Source organism: Soehngenia saccharolytica DSM 12858, assembly GCF_059568515.1.
On record NZ_JCANTN010000014.1, the window covers coordinates 17,294 to 34,515 of the forward strand.

Consider the following 17,222-nt stretch of genomic DNA (forward strand, 5'->3'; position numbering starts at 1 on the left):
TTGATATTATATAAAATGATAGGAGGTTCAACATGGCTAAAAAGAGAAACTTAACCGCTAAAATTTTAACATCATTGGCATTTGGACTGATTGTTGGCATAATTGTATATCAATTACCTAGTTCAACGTTTAAGGAAACCATTCTCATCAATGGAGTATTTCAGTTTTTAGGACAAGTTTTCTTAAGAGCAATCATGATGGTGGTTATACCATTGGTATTTGTTTCACTAGTAAATGGGGCTGCCAACATGGGAGATGTTAAGAAATTGGGAAGAGTTGGAGTAAAAACCATTTTGTTTTACCTTACAACAACTGCATTGGCTGTAACACTAGCTTTGGCATTAGGTTATTTCTTAAAACCTGGATATGGATTAAACATGGGTAGCATTTCTTCTGTCGAAGTGACAATAGCCGAAAAGACACCGCTTATACAAGTACTCTATGAGATGATACCTAACAATGTGATAGCTGCTATGGCTAATGGAAATATGCTTCAGATAATCATATTTGCATTAGTTACAGGAGTGGCTCTATCTATGTTGGGAGATAGAGCGAAGACAGTGTTAAAATTATTCGATGAACTCAATGAAGTTGTGATGAAGCTTGTAGAAATTGTAATGTTGTTTGCACCTTTTGGGGTATTTGGGTTAATTGCTAAGACTTTCTCCACTGCTGGATATTCTGCCATGATACCTTTATTAAAATTCATATTGGTAGTGTATTTAGGCCTTGTAATACATATGATTGTAGTATATGGGCTGCTTCTGAGAGGTCTAGGCAAATTAAGCGTGACAAAGTTTTTTAAAAAGTTTTCGCCAGCAACGTTTGTGGCGTTCTCTACTGCAAGTAGTTCTGCAACAATTCCATTTTCTTTAGACATATGCGAAAACAAAATAGGAGTATCCAAAGACATTGCTTCTTTTACTATCCCTTTAGGGGCGACAGTAAATATGGATGGTACTGCAATAATGCAAGGGGTAGCAGCATTTTTTGTAGCGCAAGTTTACGGCGTAGACCTTTCATTTTCTGCTATGTTAACTATAGTTTTAACTGCGACATTAGCGTCGATAGGTACAGCTGGAGTTCCAGGTGCAGGAACGATTATGCTGTCCATGGTACTTCAATCTGTAGGGTTGCCGCTCGAAGGCATTGGACTTATTATGGGTATAGATAGAATAGTAGACATGGGGAGAACTGCAGTAAATGTTACTGGGGATGCAGTATGTACCACAATTATTGCAAGGCAAGAAAACGAATTGAATGAGAATATATTTAATTCTTAAGAAGCTGATTTTCAGCTTCTTTTTACTTGCGAAAGGGTATATATATTTCGAAAGGAGGAGTGGATATTAAGAAGTTAAAAATTGATTTTTTCCACGATGTTTTATGAGCGTGGTGCTACGCACTATCGCCTAGGTTAAGGCAATTATGTGCTAGAGATATTGGCTTAAATGAAAAAGAATTTGATAGATTGTTAAGTGATGAAAAGACAAAGCAATTAGTTGAAAAAGATTTAGAGCTTGCTAGAGCATGGGGAATAACAGGTGTTCCAAGCCTTGTAATAGATGAAAGATACCTAATATCCGGGGCCCAGAAAAAAGAATATTTAAGAAAACAGTTGATAAGCCTAGCAAACCAAGAGAATATTTTATAGTAGATAAAGTCTCCTCTAAAATTGTTTTAAATTACTTAAATATACAGAAAATAATACGATATATAAAGTATGATAACAATTTAGGAGGAGTATATTTATGGACTTAAAGAATCAAGAAACAAAAAAGAAAAACAAAGGCATCAAATTCAAATCACTAAGCAACAGAGTTAGAGTGATTATGATAGTTGTTACGGTGTTTTCACTACTTGTATCAGGGGTAGCAAGTTACTATATTTCTAGTTCGAAATTAGAAGATCAAATAAAATCTTCAAGTTCTCAAACATTAGAATATGTAAATTTGAGTATAACTAACTACTTGAAGGAAATAGAAGACATGATGTTGCTTTTATCTCAAAACTCATTCACTTTAAGCTATTTTGAAGATGAAACACAATATGATAATCTCTTAAAAGAAATGGAAAAAATAAAAAACATAGACCCTAACATATTGTCGGTGTATTTTGGCACAATGGACAAGAGAATGCCTATTTTCCCAGTTGAGCCACTTGATGACTATGACCCAACAGTAAGAGATTGGTACATAACTGCAACTGAGAATAAAGAAAAAGTGAATTGGTCTGAGCCATATCTAAACTACGTTGAACAAGGAGATGCACAATTAATAACTACAGCAGCTAAGGCCGTTCAAAAAGATGGGGTGATAGTTGGAACTGTTGGAGTAGATATAGATTTAAAAGTATTTACCGATCAATTGGTAAATTTAAGAGTTGGTGACTTGGGAACAATTTTCATAACAGATAACAACGGCTTAAATTTAGTCTATAAAGACAAATCAAAGATAGGAACAAATACAATTGGAGAAAGACCAAATTCTAAAGAAATATTTTCTAGCAAGGCTGGAATTGTTGAAAGTAAAGATGAAAATGGTAAAAGCGTATATTACTCATACACGACAAATGAAAAAACTGGTTGGAAGATAATAGCACAAATCCCCGCAGAGGAATTTTTGTCAAAGACAAGACCTATGCTTTATACAACAGCCATTACGATAATAATAGCGATAATCATCACTGGAGTAGCTGCATTTTTACTCGGGAAATATATATCAAAGAATGTTACAAAATTGAGATTGGCATTCAAAGAAGCTTCTAATGGTAATTTATCAATTGAAACAGACATACAAACTCAAGACGAGTTTAGAGAACTTTCAGATAGCTTCAATAGCATGATAAAGAATATAAAAAAGACAATAGAAGGAGTAAAAGAATCTTCTGATACTGTACTTAAAACATCTGACTTAATTTACGATATGACAAAAGAAGTTAATTCAGCTATGAATGAAGTAGCATCAACTACTTATGAAATAGCTAGGGGAAGTGAAGAACAAGCAAACGACATCGATAAAAACTCTGAAAACATTGAAAAGCTATCCAACACTTTAGATAGTCTAGTTGACAGTATAACTAAAATAAACGAGCTAGTGCAAAACTTAGATTCTCTAGGCAACAATGGACTGGAACAAGTTGATCTATTGGAAGATAGAGCTCTCAATACTGAAAAATCATCACAAAATGTAAATAAAATAATAAACGAAGTCAAAGAGAATGCTAAACAAATAAATGTGATTACAGACACGATATCACAAATAGCAGAACAGACAAATTTATTAGCTTTAAATGCTGCTATAGAAGCAGCTCGAGCTGGAGAATCAGGCAGGGGATTTTCTGTCGTGGCTGAAGAGATCAGAAAATTAGCTGAAAAATCCGCCAGTGCAACTAAAGACATAGCAAAATTGATCCAAAATGTAAATAATAGTTCAAACTTAGCGGTTGATGCCATGGATGAAGCTACAAATGCAGTAAATGACCAAAAGAATTCAGTAGAATTTACCAAACGAATATTCAATGAGATCAAAGTTTCGCTTGATTTATTAAGAGAGAAAATGAATATGATAGCTGACGAAACTGTGATTATTGAATCCAACAAGAATGAGATATTAGATAATACGCAAAGCATTTCCTCTGTGTCAGAAGAAATTAGCGCAAGCACAGAAGAACTCTCTGCTTCTACAGAAGAAGTGACGGCAGTAACAAGCAACTTCTTAGAATATGCCGATAAATTAAAAGGATTGGCAAGTGAATTAAGTAAATTAATAGAAATATTTAAGATTTAGAGCTAGATTATCTAGCTCTTTCTCATTATATAAGTGTATAATAACTTTATGATCATTAATAAGCATAAGGAGGAGTAGACATTGGAAATTGGCAAATTACCAAATGAAGTATTAGAACAGATAGTCCTAAATAATATTAAATATAAGAGAGAAGAAGTTTTAGTGGGCTCCAAAGTTGGTGAAGACACAGGAATTGTTGACTTTGGCGATGATTATTGTGTTGTGAGCACAGATCCAATAACAGGTGCTACAAAAAATCTAGGTAAACTCGCTGTATACGTAACTTTAAATGATGCTGCAACTAAGGGAGCCGAACCTGTAGCATTGCTGATAACACTTTTATGTCCAGTTGGAATATCAAAAGAAGAAATAGACTTAATAATGCAAGAAGCATCTGATGCTGCAAAGGATGAAAAAGTCGAAATCATTGGAGGACATACGGAAATCACAGATGCTGTAAATAGAACAATTATAAACTCAACGGTTTTAGCCAAGTTAAAAAAAGAATATTTGCCTAACTATGAAAATATAAAGATAGGTGACAAATTGATCGTCACTAAATGGCTAGGATTGGAAGGAACCAACATATTAGTAAACGAGCTTGGAGAGAAAGCTTTTGAGATTTTAACCAAAGAGGAAATCGAACTATCTAAAGAGCTTATCAACAGCATATCCGTGGTAAAAGAAGGGACAGTTGGAATAAAAAATGGAGCTTTGTACATGCATGATATAACTGAGGGCGGGTTATATGGGGCTATTTGGGAAGCTTCAAACGCAACAAAAAAAGGAATCAGAGTTTATCAAGATAAATTCCCTGTATTAGAAGCCACAAGAAAAATATGTGATGCATTTGAGATAAACCCATTTAAGCTGATATCAAGCGGAAGCATGCTTATGATAGTTCCCAGTGAAAAATCAGATGAATTAATTCTTTCATTAGAAAAGGAGAATATATTGGCAACTTGTATTGGAGAAATAACAGAAGAAGGGATAGTTTCAGTAACAGGAGGGGTAGAAAACCCAATAGATTCTCCAAAAAGCGATGAACTTTATAAAGCTCTTAAAAAGATAAAATGATGTTACATTATCATTACAAATTGCTAAATTGCTTGAAAGCTGCATATTAAAGTGATATATATAAACTTAAAGATAGAGGTTGGTGATTGATTAAGGGATGGAAGGAGTATAGACATGAAGAAGAGACATATTGCTTTAATTCTAATTATGTTTTTATTGATTTTTAACAAGAGTGCATACGCGAGTGAATTTTTTACTGTTGGAATAGATGGGAGCAGCTTAAAAGTCAGGCAAGTTTCTGTTCTACTAGATGGGAACAAGTTAGATTCTAAAGTTCCGTCATTTGTATTAGGAGATAGGACTCTAGTGCCAATAAGATTCGTAGCAGAAGATTTTGGAGCAGTTGTAGGATGGGAAGATAAGACAAAGACGATCACTGTAGTAGACGGTCCGACTGTTGTTATTTTAACGGTAGACAGCAATAAAGTTTTAGTAAATGGTGTCGAAAGAATCCTAGACAAGAACTCCATACCTAAATTAGTTACATATAATACCGATGGGAAACTTGATGCAAGAACAATGGTGCCCGTTAGATTTATTTCAGAAGTATTAGGATATGAGGTCTTATGGGATTCCAAGAATTACACTGCGCAAATAAACACTTCAACTGTAGCAAATATAACTAATATAAGGACTGTTTATGATGCAAATGGAAACCATCAAATTGCCATAGATAGTGATCAAAAACTAGATTATGAAGTATCCTATGATTCCTTAAATAAGAAATACAACATCGAATTTATCAATACAAAACTCAATATTGGAGGAAACAGCCAGACCATATTTGAAAATGAAATAGGTGGAACATTCATTCAAAAAATATTATGTCAGCAATCCTCAATTCCTCCAGATCCATATAAAGTGAGTTTGACATTGATGATGAACGATGAGGGCAAGCAAATTTTAAGCACTTCAGCAGATGGGAAATCATTGATTATATCATTTGAGTCCAATAAACCAGCTCCAACGATAAATAATATATCAGACATTAGCTTGGGCTTTATAGATGGTAAAGAGGCAGTTGTAATTAAAGGAATAAATGGGAAAGATTACAAAAGCTTTTTATTAGAAAATCCTACAAGATATGTATTGGACATAAAGGATTCAACGTTATTAGGAAACTTATATCAAACATTTGACTACAAACTTGGATTTATTAATTCGGTTAGGGTTTCTCAATTTACGCCTGATTCAAGTTATTCTCCTGATGATAAAATAGTGAGAGTTGTGTTGGATATAAACTCAGGAGTAAATCCAAAGGTAAATATAGTCACTAAAGATGATAAACTTTATTTAGTACCAGAGAACACATTGTTTAATTATATCGCATATAAAACTGATGCTTCTTCTTTTGATTTGAGCATACCTGCAATTGCATCAAGCGGTGTAATAACCGATTATATAGATGTAAACAATCAATTGATACTCTCGTTCGAAAATGGATTGGTAGATATACCCACAGGGAAATACAATATCAATGATAACTTTATTAATACTATAGAAATTGAGAAAACCCAAAATACAGCTATTATCATAATAAATTTTAACAGAAAGATCAATTACAACGTAGATTCAACTAGTTCTTTCTTTAAGCTCAATGCGAGATCAGAAAATACTATTCCTACAAATCCATCAGGAAAGACAATAGTAATTGATGCTGGGCATGGTGGAAAAGACCCTGGTGCTCTATCTATTTTAGGGTTTAAAGAAAAGGACATAAATTTATCCATAGCACTTAAATTAGAGAATGCGTTAAAGCAAAAGGGATACAATGTCATTATGACAAGAAGCACAGACACTTATATAGACTTATATGAAAGGCCTAAAATTGCCAACAATATCAACGCCGATTTGTTTATTAGCATACACTGCAATTCGACTCTTTTAAATTCAGTAAATGGGCTGGAAGTTCTTTACTGCCCTGCAACAGAAAGCAGCTATAAAACAATTGACCAATATCCTTTTGCAAAATCCATTCATGACTCAATCGTAAGTGCAACAGGAATTAATTCAAGAGGCATAAAGAAAAGATCAGACTTGGTAGTATTGAGGCTGACTAATATGCCTGCAGTATTGATAGAAACTGCATTTTTAACTAATCCAGATGATGCTCAAAAACTGATTCAAGACCCATTCCAAGAAAAAGTTGTGCAAGGCATTGCAAATGGGGTTGAACAATATTTAAAACAGTATTAAAATAAGGGAAGGGAAACCTTCCCTTTATTAATTGAAAGGAGATTTAAATATTGGGAGCTTTTTTGGGATATGCACTCATTTTTTTTGCTAGGGTTTTAGATGTTTCGCTTTCTACTGTGAGAACTCTTATGGTTGTCCAGGGTAGAAAAATTCAAGCTGCTGCGATTGGCTTTTTCGAGGTTGGAGTTTATGTTACAGTGCTTGGAAAAGTTGTAAACAGTTTAGACAATCCTTTGAATTTACTTGCTTACTGCCTTGGGTTCGCTGCGGGAAATTATGTAGGTATAACAATAGAAAACAAAATAGCATTAGGAAATCTCTCTGCACAGATTATTCCTGGAGAAAATACTAAAGACGAACTTCTAGAAGCATTAAGAGCTAATGGATTTGGAGTGACAGTTCTTGTAGGAGAAGGATTAAAGGGGAGCAGAGAAATATTTAATGTTGTACTAAACAGAAAAGATTTAAGAAAGCTAAGAGAAATCGTTGAAAATATCGATAAAGATGCGTTTTTAACAGTAAACAACATAAGCCCTATAAGAGGTGGATACTTTAACGTAATTAAAAAATAAATCTCCTTATTGGAGGTTTATTTTTTAATATGATTATAATTTTAATAATGAGGAGAGATAAATTTGAGAATTGACAATAGAAATAATGATGAAATGAGGAAAATAAAAATCACTAGAGATTATTTAATGCATCCATACGGATCTGTATTAATCGAGGTGGGAAATACAAAAGTTATATGTACTGCAATGATAGAAGAGAAGGTGCCAATATTCTTAAAAAACAGTGGTACTGGTTGGATAACAAGCGAATACTCGATGATACCAGCTAGCACAGCCGTAAGAAAAGTTAGAGATTCCGTAAAAGGTAAAATTGATGGTAGAAATCAAGAAATTCAGAGGCTGATAGGGAGATCTTTAAGAAATATAGTTGACTTAAAGAAGCTTGGTGAGAGAACTGTATGGATAGATTGCGATGTTATACAAGCTGATGGAGGGACAAGAACTGCTTCAATTACAGGGGCATATATTGCCATGGTAGATGCATTGTATAAACAGTTTAAAAACAATGAAGAAAAGTTTCCAATAACAGACTATTTAGCTGCAGTAAGCGTAGGCATAATAGAGAATGGGCCGGTATTGGATTTGTGCTATGAAGAAGACTTTAAAGCTTTGGTTGACATGAATGTTGTAATGACAGGCAAGGGCGAATTTGTTGAAATACAAGGAACTGGAGAAAGCAAATCATTCTCAAGGAATGAATTGAATGAGCTTTTAGATTTAGCTACAAAAGGGAACAATGAAATTATTGAATTAGAAAAGAGCATATTCGGAGATATAAATAAATATATAGGTGAAAAAGAATGAGAAAATTGGTATTAGCAACAGATAATAAAAACAAAGTCAATGAAATAAAAGATATTTTAAGCGATTTACCAATAGAGATTTTATCAAAAGATGAAATAGGCTTAGAAGATTTAAAGGTAATTGAGGATGGAGAAACACTCATCGATAACAGCTTGAAAAAAGCAAGAGAAATATCAAAGTACACTGATTATCTAGTTGTAGCTGATGATACAGGGCTTTTTGTAGAAAAACTAAATGGAGAGCCAGGCGTATATTCTTCAAGGTACGCAGGGGAAGATGGCAACGATAAGAAAAATGTGGAATTGCTTTTAAAAAAATTAAATGGAGAAGAAAGTAATGCGTATTTTGAAACTGTTATTTGCTTAATCACAGAGGATAAAAAAGAATTTATTGCTTCAGGCAGATGCTTTGGAAAGGTATTGACAACAGTAAGAGGAGAAAATGGATTTGGATACGACCCTATTTTCCAGCCAGATGGTTTTGATAAAACATTTGCAGAATTGGGCAGCAAACAGAAAAATGAAATAAGCCACAGAAGAAAAGCGATTGAAAACTTAAGAGAAATTTTAATCAAATTATTAGGTGATGAAAATGAAAATACTTGTGGCAAGTGATACCCATAGAAGAATATCACCATTGGTAAAAACAGTAGCAAATGAGAATTTTGATGCGTTGTTTTTTTTAGGAGACAATGTAGAAGATGGCGAAGAAATAGCAAAGAGATTAAACATTGCTGAAAAATACATTGTTCGAGGCAACGGCGATTTTTATGCAAATTATCCAGATAAACTAATTGTGGAGATGCTTGGACATAGAATGATCTTAGTGCACGGCCATAAAGAAAACGTAAAATTAGACTTAAGACAACTCATGGCATTGGCTGAGAAAGAAGGCGCTGAGTCAGCATTTTTTGGCCATACACATATTGCATCAATAGATAGATTAGAAGACATTCTATTTTTAAATCCTGGTAGTCCAACTTTCCCAAGAGGGGGAGATTATAAAAAGACTTTTGCAGTATTGGATGTAACAAATGAACATATTTGGGCTGATATAAGAAATATTTCAAAATGAAGTCATAGGCATAATTTTTAGAAAACTCACAAAAATTATATTTTGATTAATTAGAAAATTCGTGTTATAATTTAAAAGCGTGGAATTATTTGATTTGTGTTTTGATTTAAAAAGTAGTTTACTTTTAAATAAAATTCTAGTTAGGGGGAATGCATGTTGAAATCGTATTCAACAGACAAGATTAGAAATGTATCTTTATTGGGACACAGTAGCAATGGCAAGACAACACTAACTGAAGCTCTCCTATTTCAAGCAGGAGTTACAACTAGACAAGGGAAAGTAACAGAAGGAAACACAATGTCAGATTTTGATAAACAAGAAATAGCAAGAAAAGTATCAATAGCTACTTCTGTAATTCCAGTTGAGTGGAATAATATAAAAATAAATTTACTTGACACACCTGGATATTTTGACTTTATTGGTGAAATGTATGGTGCCAAAAGGGCGTCTGAGAGCTCGGTATTGTTAGTAGATGCATCATCTGGGATAGAAGTAGGTACTGAGAAAGCTTGGAAAAACGTAGAAAAATATAAGACACCTAGACTGATTTTTGTAAATAAGATGGATAAAGAAAACATCAACTTTGATAAATTAGTTGAAGATTTACAATCTACTTTTGGAGACAAAATTGTACCTTTTGCATTTCCCATTGGTGAAGCTGAAAATTTCAAAGGCTTTGTCAGCGTAATAGATGAAAAGGCATATGAATACTCTGGAAAAACTAGAAAAGAAGTAGAACTTACAGATGATCAAATGGAAAGAGTAGAAGAAATCAAAGAAAAAATCAAAGAAAAAATAGCAGAAACAGACGAAGCTTTAATGGAAAAATACTTTGATGGTGGAGACTTTACCCCTGAAGAAATAGAAAAAGGGATAAAATCAGCCGTCAAATCAACTGATTTGGTACCACTCATATTAGGGTCAGCGGAAAAAACAATAGGGGCGGACTTTTTGATGGATTTAATCATTAAATTCATGCCTTCCCCTGCAGATTTGGAAAGTGTAACAGGAAGATGGAATGACAAAGAGATTGTGAGAAAGATAGATGTAAATGAACCTTTCTCTGCTATAGTATTTAAGACAATCGCAGACCCATTTGTCGGGAAAATCTCTATTTTTAAAGTACTGTCAGGGAAAATCACAAAAGATACTGAAGTATTCAACTCTACAAAGGAGAAGAGCGAGAAGTTGGGAGGACTGTTCTTTTTAAGAGGCAAAAACCAAATCGAAGCTACTGAAATTATTGCGGGTGACATTGGTGCAACTTCAAAGCTAAACTCTACTCAAACAGGAGATACATTATGTGATAAGAATAATCCTATAGTATACGAAACAATTAGTTATCCTCAGCCTACACTGTTCATGGCAATAGACCCTAAAAATAAAGGCGATGAAGAAAAAATTTCAGCTTCATTAGCAAAATTAATGGAAGAAGATCCTACATTTGTCATACAGAGAAATTCGGAAACCAAGCAATTGCTGATTGGAGGTCAAGGAAATGTCCAATTAGCAGTTATAGTAGATAAGCTAAAACAAAATTTTGGAGTAGATGTCGTATTAACTAACCCTAAGATTGCTTATAGAGAAACTATAAAGGGAACCGCATCTGTTCAAGGCAAACATAAGAAACAATCCGGTGGAGCTGGGCAATATGGCGATGTTCATATGAGGTTTGAGCCATGTGAAGAAGAATTTGTATTCGCTGAAGAAATATTTGGAGGTTCTGTACCAAGAAATTTCTGGCCAGCAGTAGAAAAAGGTATAAGAGAATCTTTGGAGCACGGAGTTTTAGCTGGATATCCTGTTGTTAATATAAAAGCTGTACTATATGATGGATCCTATCACGAAGTTGATTCTAACGAAATGGCATTTAAAATAGCGGCTTCATTGGCGTTCAAAAAAGGGATGGAAGCAGCAAAACCTGTTTTATTAGAGCCTATAGTCAGAGTGGAAATAGTAATCCCAGAAGAATACATGGGCGATGTAATGGGAGACATGAACAAGAGGAGAGGAAGAATTCTAGGGATGGAACAACTCCCAGACGGCAGTCAAAAGATTGTCGCTGAAGCACCTCATGCTGAGATGTTTGAGTACGCTATTGACTTAAGAGCTATGACTCAAGCTAGGGGAAGTTTTACAATGGAATTTGCAAGATATGAAGAAGTCCCTGCAATGATAGCAGAAAAAATAATTGAACAAGCAAAAAAAGAAAAAGAGAATCATTAAAAGGTGGGAATTCCCACCTTTTTTCTTTCATTAATATAAATAAAAAATAATTGATTTAATTATATAAATTGTGGTATAATTACTGTGACAATTACAAAAGAGTTTTTGTTTTGTAAACTGTCAAACGATAAAGGCAAACCTATTGAAAGATAGGGACGCAAAGCTATAGGGCCTTAAAAGGCAGCCAGTTACCGAAAGGAGAGTTTACTGTGTATAAAAAGCTCGTTTGTATGTTTGTGTGCTTATTTATAATTTTTAACTTTTACGGGGTGGTTTCAGCGAGCTCAGATTTCAACCTAACTGTTTTGGAAAATAGAATAAAGGTTGAATCAAATGAATACGGCAATGGAATGAGATTGATGGTTCAATATGGCAATAACAAGTATTATTATAGTTTAAAGAACCAAACTGAATATTTGCCAATTCAATTCGGCAAAGGAACTTATGAAGTCAAGCTATTAAGAAATATAGAGGGAAATAGATACAGTGTTCTCAATAAAGTATATTTAAATATTAATGAAGAACCTGAAAATGTTTATCTTTCATCATCCCAACCTGTAATTTGGGAAGGCAATGAAGAACTTCTTGCTCTAGCAAAAGAAATAGTTGTCGACAAAACTACAGATGAGGAAAAAGTAAAAGCTGCTTATGATTATATAGTAAAGAACATTAAATACGATAAAGTAAAAATAAAGAATTTGCCAGATGATTATGTTCCTGATTTAAGCACAATAATGAGTGAAAAAAAAGGCATATGCTATGATTATTCCGCACTGTTTGCGGCTATCCTTAGATCAGAGGGTATTCCTTGCAAACTTGTCAAAGGATACAAAAATGATCTTAAAAATTACCATGCATGGAATGAAGTTTATCTAGATGGTAAATGGCAAGTCGTCGATACTACATATGACAGTGCATATGTTAGCAAGAGGCTTAAGGTTTCAATGTTTAAGTCGGATTTAGACTACAATAAAGTTAGAGAGTATTAATTAAGCCGAAAGGCTTAATTTTTCAATACAAAAGACAAAGAAAGTCAAAGTCAGGAGGGAGACTATCATGGCAGGTTTAAGTAATGTCATAGAAGAATTCATTAAAAACTTGATTGATGAAATGAATGGAGTTGTTGAAATTCAAAGAAATGAATTAGCTAACTATTTTAATTGCACCCCTTCTCAAATAAATTATGTATTAGACACAAGATTTACACCGTATAAAGGTTATTATATTGAGAGTAAAAGAGGCGGCGGTGGGTATATAAAAATAGTAAAGGTTGATTTAAATGAGAATAATGGTTTTAACTTTGAGCATATATTAAATGATTTAATTGGCGATTCGATAACAGAAGCTAAGGCAAATGATATCATAAAAACATTTTGTGAAGAGGGTCTTATATCAAAGAAGGAAGCAAATATAATTAAAGCAGCGATTAGTGATAGAGCTTTTGAAACAGAAGTAAATGTCAGAAATAGATTGAGAGCTAGTATTTTAAAAAACATAATATTAATACTTGTAGAATAGAGGGATAATATGATTTGTGAATCATGCAATAAGAGAGAAGCAAAGATACATTATAAGTCTGTGATTAATGGAAAAGTCGAAGAACATCATCTGTGCGAGATTTGTGCAGCTGGGTATAAAGAAGATTTAATCAATAAATTTCCACTTCATAAATTATTTAGCAGCATTTACTCAGCACCTGATGTAACATGTCCAAATTGCGGATTAAGCTATGAAAAATTTAGATCTACTGGTAAATTAGGCTGCTCAGAATGTTACGATGCATTTGGTGATGATTTAAAGAATATAATAAAGGGTATACATGGGCATACTAAACACAATGGTAAAATGCCGAAAAGAGCATATCCGCTGTTGAAAATGGAAATGGATATAGATAAATTAACAGCTGAGCTCGACAAAGCTGTCAAGAATGAAGAGTATGAGAAAGCTGCACTACTGAGAGACGAAATAAAAGATTTGAAGAGCAAATTAGAGCTAGCTAGCGGGAGTGATAAAAATGACAAAATGGATTAATGATAATCAGCACGACCCTGTTGTAATCAGCTCGCGCATAAGACTTGCAAGGAATTTAAAAAATGATACTTTCCCGCTATACTCTTCCAAGGAAGAAGCTGAAAACACTCTGAATAAAATAAGAGATGCCGTAGAAGATGTTTTTCCTAATGGAGAGTATAAGTTTTATAATCTTGAGCAATTAGAACCACGTGACAGAATGAGATTTATGGAAGACCATCTAATCAGTCCGGGTTTAGTCGAGCAAACAGGTAAGAGCGCTTTTTATTTAAGAGATGATGAAAAAGCTACTATAATGATCAACGAAGAAGACCATTTGAGATTGCAAACACTTTTTCCAGGATTAAGACTAAATGAAGCATGGGAAGAATGTGAAAATATAGATGACTTGCTTGAATCAAAATTGGATTATGCATTTCACGCTGAATATGGATATTTAACATCTTGTCCTACGAATGTAGGAACTGGATTAAGAGCATCTGTGATGCTTCATTTGCCAGCAATGACAATTACGGGATATATTATGGGCCTTATGGATGCTTTAAAGAGAATTGGACTGACGATAAGAGGCATATATGGAGAAGGAACTGAAGCTGTAGGCCATTTGTATCAAGTTTCAAACCAACTGACACTAGGGGAAACCGAATCAGAGATAATCAAAAAAATTGATGAAATAGCTACAGAGATAAGAAACAGAGAGCAAAACACAAGGAATTTTATATTGGAAAACAAAAGACTTGAACTCGAGGATAAAGTTTATAGAGCACTTGGAATTTTACAAAATGCTAGAATGATCACATCTAATGAAGCAATGGAGCAGATATCGATTGTAAAGCTAGGATATGACTTAGGCTTAATAGAAAGCGAAAAATATGAGAATTTAATCAAATTGATGTTAGACATAAAACCAGGCAACATTCAAAATAAATCCAATAAAGCTATGAATAGAACTGAAAGAGATATTTTGAGAGCCAATATAATTAGAGAATACTTTAGATAATGGAGGTTATCATATGGGAATGAATGGAAGATTTACCGAAAGTGCGCAGAAAGCCATATTATTGGCACAAGAAGAAGCTAAGAAATTTAATCACAATTATATAGGCACAGAGCATTTATTGCTAGGGTTGATGGCAGAAGATCAAGGACTTGCTGCTACAACTTTAAAAGAATTTGGAGTTACTTTAGACAAGATCAGAAGTGAAGTATACACTATAGTAGGTATGGGGGAAGAAGGCGCTGAAGTATTAGGATACACTCCAAGGACAAAGAGGGTGTTTGAATTATCTTTTCAAGAAGCTAGAAATTTAGGGCATAATTATGTTGGAACTGAGCATATTTTATTGGCATTGATAGTAGAAGGCGAAGGGATTGCAACGACAATTTTGAAAAGGCTAGGAGTAGATCCTCAGAAGTTGGCTCAAAGAATTGTCACAAAGATAACAGATCCATCGAACTACAATAAGGGCGCTGAAGAGGAGAAGGAAACACCAAATCTTGAAAAATACACCGTTGATTTAAATAAAATGGCCGAAAATGGAGAGATTGATCCTGTCATAGGCAGATCTAAGGAAATAGAAAGAGTAATTCAAGTTTTAAGCAGAAGGACTAAAAATAATCCCGTGCTAATTGGTGAACCTGGAGTTGGTAAGACTGCAATAATTGAAGGCTTAGCTCAAAAGATAGTTGAGGGAAATGTTCCAGATGTGATAAAGAATAAGAGAATATTGACACTAGATTTACCTGGACTCATCGCTGGAGCAAAATACAGAGGAGAATTTGAAGAACGATTAAAAGCTGTCATGAAAGAATTAAAAGAAGCTGGAGATGTTATACTATTCATAGATGAGCTTCATACAATTGTCGGCGCAGGAGCTGCTGAAGGCGCAATAGATGCATCAAATATATTGAAACCAACTCTCGCAAGAGGAGAACTTCAAATAATCGGAGCTACAACAATCGATGAGTATAGAAAATATATTGAAAAAGATTCAGCATTGGAAAGAAGATTACAACCTATAATGGTTGAAGAACCAAGTGTTCAGGATACAATTAAAATACTTCAGGGTTTAAGAGATAGATACGAAGCTCATCACGGTGTAAAGATCACTGATGAAGCTATACAAGCAGCCGCTGAACTCTCATATAGATATATTACAGATAGATTTTTACCAGATAAGGCGATTGATTTGATCGACGAAGCAGCGTCTAAGTTAAGAGTTAACAACTATGTTGCTCCATTGGAATTAAAGACATTAGAAAATAGGCTTGAAGAATTGCAACATGAGAAAGAAGAGGCTATAAACACACAAAACTTCGAAAAAGCAGCAAGGATAAGAGATGAAGAAAAGACGATAAAAGAAGAAATGGAAAGCAAGAAAATCCAATGGGAAAAGAAGAGACATGAAACCAACCTAGTTGTAGGATACAATGAAATAGCAGAGATAGTATCCCAATGGACTGGGGTACCAGTGACAAATATGTCAACTGAGGAAAGTGAAAGATTATTAAACTTGGAAAAAGAACTTCACAAGAAAGTAGTAGGACAAGACCAAGCGGTTGAAGCTGTTTCAAGAGCAGTTAGAAGAGCTAGAGTGGGCTTAAAAGATCCTAATAAACCAATAGGTAGCTTTATATTTGTTGGGCCTACAGGTGTAGGGAAGACTTATCTAGCAAAAGCATTGGCACAAGCTCTATTTGGCGACGAAGATGCTATGATAAGAATAGATATGAGTGAATATATGGAGAAACACTCTGTTTCTAGGCTAGTTGGATCTCCTCCAGGATATGTTGGATACGAAGAAGGTGGACAACTCACTGAAGCCGTGAGAAGAAAACCTTATTCAGTAGTTTTGTTTGATGAAATAGAAAAAGCACATCCTGATGTATTCAATATGCTTCTGCAAATACTCGACGAAGGCAGATTGACTGATTCTAAAGGAAGAACTGTCGATTTTAAAAACACAGTTATCATAATGACATCAAATGTAGGAGCAACATCTATTAAAAAACAAAATATTCTTGGATTCTCAACAGGAGAAGAATCAGATAAAAAAGAATATGAAAAGATGAAAGAAATAATAACCGAAGAGCTAAAACAAACATTTAGACCTGAATTCTTAAATAGAATAGATGAAGTAATAGTATTCCACGGGCTTGAAGAAGATCAAATTTACGCAATAGTTGATTTGATGGTTAAAGAATTGGAAGAAAGATTAAGCAAATTAGGCGTAAAGATAAAAATTTCAGAAGACACAAAGAGGTATATTGCAAAACAAGGATTTGATTCTGTATTTGGCGCAAGACCACTTGAAAGAACAATTCGGAAAATGATAGAAGACAGACTCGCAGAAGAAATATTGAAAGGCAACATTCATATTGATGACGAGGTTGAAATAAACTATGATGGTGAGAATTTAGTTTTCAATAGAATAGCGGTAAAACAATAATTGGA

Annotated in this window: 14 protein-coding genes, 2 pseudogenes and 1 riboswitch; all 16 genes and pseudogenes read left to right on the forward strand. The window is 34.0% G+C overall.

Translation table 11 applies throughout. From position 1 onward, the window contains the following. Positions 1–32: 32 nt before the first annotated feature. The 16 genes and pseudogenes from BO51_RS05370 (at position 33) to BO51_RS05445 (ending at position 17,217) form a co-directional block, all read left to right on the forward strand. Positions 33–1,283, forward strand: coding sequence for a dicarboxylate/amino acid:cation symporter (locus BO51_RS05370; RefSeq protein ID WP_496484691.1), 1,251 nt, complete (start codon positions 33–35; stop codon positions 1,281–1,283). Between the two features lie 155 nt (positions 1,284–1,438). After that, positions 1,439–1,654 (forward strand): annotated as a pseudogene (locus BO51_RS05375) (DsbA family oxidoreductase); the annotation flags it as partial. 97 nt (positions 1,655–1,751) lie between these two features. Then, positions 1,752–3,788 carry a methyl-accepting chemotaxis protein gene (locus BO51_RS05380; RefSeq protein WP_496484693.1) on the forward strand — a complete coding sequence of 679 codons (2,037 nt, stop codon included), beginning with the start codon at positions 1,752–1,754 and terminating at the stop codon, positions 3,786–3,788. 81 nt (positions 3,789–3,869) lie between these two features. Then, positions 3,870–4,865: an AIR synthase family protein gene (locus BO51_RS05385; protein WP_496484695.1), complete on the forward strand. Its 996-nt coding sequence runs from the start codon at positions 3,870–3,872 to the stop codon at positions 4,863–4,865. A 249-nt stretch (positions 4,866–5,114) separates the two neighbouring features. Beyond that, positions 5,115–5,468, forward strand: a pseudogene (locus BO51_RS05390) (copper amine oxidase N-terminal domain-containing protein); the annotation flags it as partial. Between the two features lie 276 nt (positions 5,469–5,744). Beyond that, a complete protein-coding gene (locus BO51_RS05395; RefSeq protein WP_496484744.1) occupies positions 5,745–7,061 on the forward strand; it encodes an N-acetylmuramoyl-L-alanine amidase in 1,317 nt (438 codons plus the stop codon). A 50-nt stretch (positions 7,062–7,111) separates the two neighbouring features. Then, positions 7,112–7,633: a DUF2179 domain-containing protein gene (locus BO51_RS05400; RefSeq protein ID WP_496484697.1), complete on the forward strand. Its 522-nt coding sequence runs from the start codon at positions 7,112–7,114 to the stop codon at positions 7,631–7,633. Positions 7,634–7,696: 63 nt separating this feature from the next. Beyond that, positions 7,697–8,437 (forward strand): ribonuclease PH, encoded by a 741-nt coding sequence (gene rph, locus BO51_RS05405; RefSeq protein WP_496484699.1) that lies wholly within the window; start codon positions 7,697–7,699, stop codon positions 8,435–8,437. After that, positions 8,434–9,051 carry an RdgB/HAM1 family non-canonical purine NTP pyrophosphatase gene (rdgB, locus tag BO51_RS05410; RefSeq protein ID WP_496484701.1) on the forward strand — a complete coding sequence of 206 codons (618 nt, stop codon included), beginning with the start codon at positions 8,434–8,436 and terminating at the stop codon, positions 9,049–9,051. Before rph ends, rdgB begins: the two co-directional genes overlap by 4 nt. After that, entirely contained in the window at positions 9,029–9,511 is a 483-nt protein-coding gene (locus BO51_RS05415; protein WP_496484703.1) for a YfcE family phosphodiesterase, read from the forward strand. Before rdgB ends, BO51_RS05415 begins: the two co-directional genes overlap by 23 nt. A gap of 156 nt (positions 9,512–9,667) precedes the next feature. Continuing rightward, positions 9,668–11,737 (forward strand): elongation factor G, encoded by a 2,070-nt coding sequence (gene fusA / locus BO51_RS05420; RefSeq protein ID WP_496484746.1) that lies wholly within the window; start codon positions 9,668–9,670, stop codon positions 11,735–11,737. Between the two features lie 122 nt (positions 11,738–11,859). After that, positions 11,860–11,933, forward strand: a riboswitch (cyclic di-GMP riboswitch). Positions 11,934–11,946: 13 nt separating this feature from the next. Then, entirely contained in the window at positions 11,947–12,726 is a 780-nt protein-coding gene (locus BO51_RS05425) for a transglutaminase-like domain-containing protein (RefSeq protein ID WP_496484705.1), read from the forward strand. 67 nt (positions 12,727–12,793) lie between these two features. Then, positions 12,794–13,255 carry a CtsR family transcriptional regulator gene (locus BO51_RS05430; protein WP_496484707.1) on the forward strand — a complete coding sequence of 154 codons (462 nt, stop codon included), beginning with the start codon at positions 12,794–12,796 and terminating at the stop codon, positions 13,253–13,255. Between the two features lie 9 nt (positions 13,256–13,264). Further along, positions 13,265–13,768 (forward strand): UvrB/UvrC motif-containing protein, encoded by a 504-nt coding sequence (locus tag BO51_RS05435; RefSeq protein ID WP_496484709.1) that lies wholly within the window; start codon positions 13,265–13,267, stop codon positions 13,766–13,768. Then, the gene (locus BO51_RS05440; protein ID WP_496484711.1) at positions 13,752–14,768 is read left to right on the forward strand and encodes a protein arginine kinase; all 1,017 of its coding nucleotides are present in this window, start codon (positions 13,752–13,754) and stop codon (positions 14,766–14,768) included. Before BO51_RS05435 ends, BO51_RS05440 begins: the two co-directional genes overlap by 17 nt. 13 nt (positions 14,769–14,781) lie before the next feature. Continuing rightward, a complete protein-coding gene (locus BO51_RS05445; RefSeq protein ID WP_496484713.1) occupies positions 14,782–17,217 on the forward strand; it encodes an ATP-dependent Clp protease ATP-binding subunit in 2,436 nt (811 codons plus the stop codon). The last annotated feature ends 5 nt before the right edge of the window (positions 17,218–17,222 follow it).

Excerpts from the sequence above, each read along its gene's own strand:
- BO51_RS05395 (WP_496484744.1), top strand. The coding sequence starts at position 5,745 with ATGAACGATGAGGGCAAGCAAATTTTAAGCACTTCAGCAGATGGGAAA.
- BO51_RS05415 (WP_496484703.1), top strand. The coding sequence starts at position 9,029 with ATGAAAATACTTGTGGCAAGTGATACCCATAGAAGAATATCACCATTG.
- BO51_RS05440 (WP_496484711.1), top strand. The coding sequence starts at position 13,752 with ATGACAAAATGGATTAATGATAATCAGCACGACCCTGTTGTAATCAGC.
- BO51_RS05380 (WP_496484693.1), top strand. The coding sequence starts at position 1,752 with ATGGACTTAAAGAATCAAGAAACAAAAAAGAAAAACAAAGGCATCAAA.
- BO51_RS05435 (WP_496484709.1), top strand. The coding sequence starts at position 13,265 with ATGATTTGTGAATCATGCAATAAGAGAGAAGCAAAGATACATTATAAG.
- rdgB (WP_496484701.1), top strand. The coding sequence starts at position 8,434 with ATGAGAAAATTGGTATTAGCAACAGATAATAAAAACAAAGTCAATGAA.
- BO51_RS05445 (WP_496484713.1), top strand. The coding sequence starts at position 14,782 with ATGGGAATGAATGGAAGATTTACCGAAAGTGCGCAGAAAGCCATATTA.
- BO51_RS05370 (WP_496484691.1), top strand. The coding sequence starts at position 33 with ATGGCTAAAAAGAGAAACTTAACCGCTAAAATTTTAACATCATTGGCA.
- BO51_RS05430 (WP_496484707.1), top strand. The coding sequence starts at position 12,794 with ATGGCAGGTTTAAGTAATGTCATAGAAGAATTCATTAAAAACTTGATT.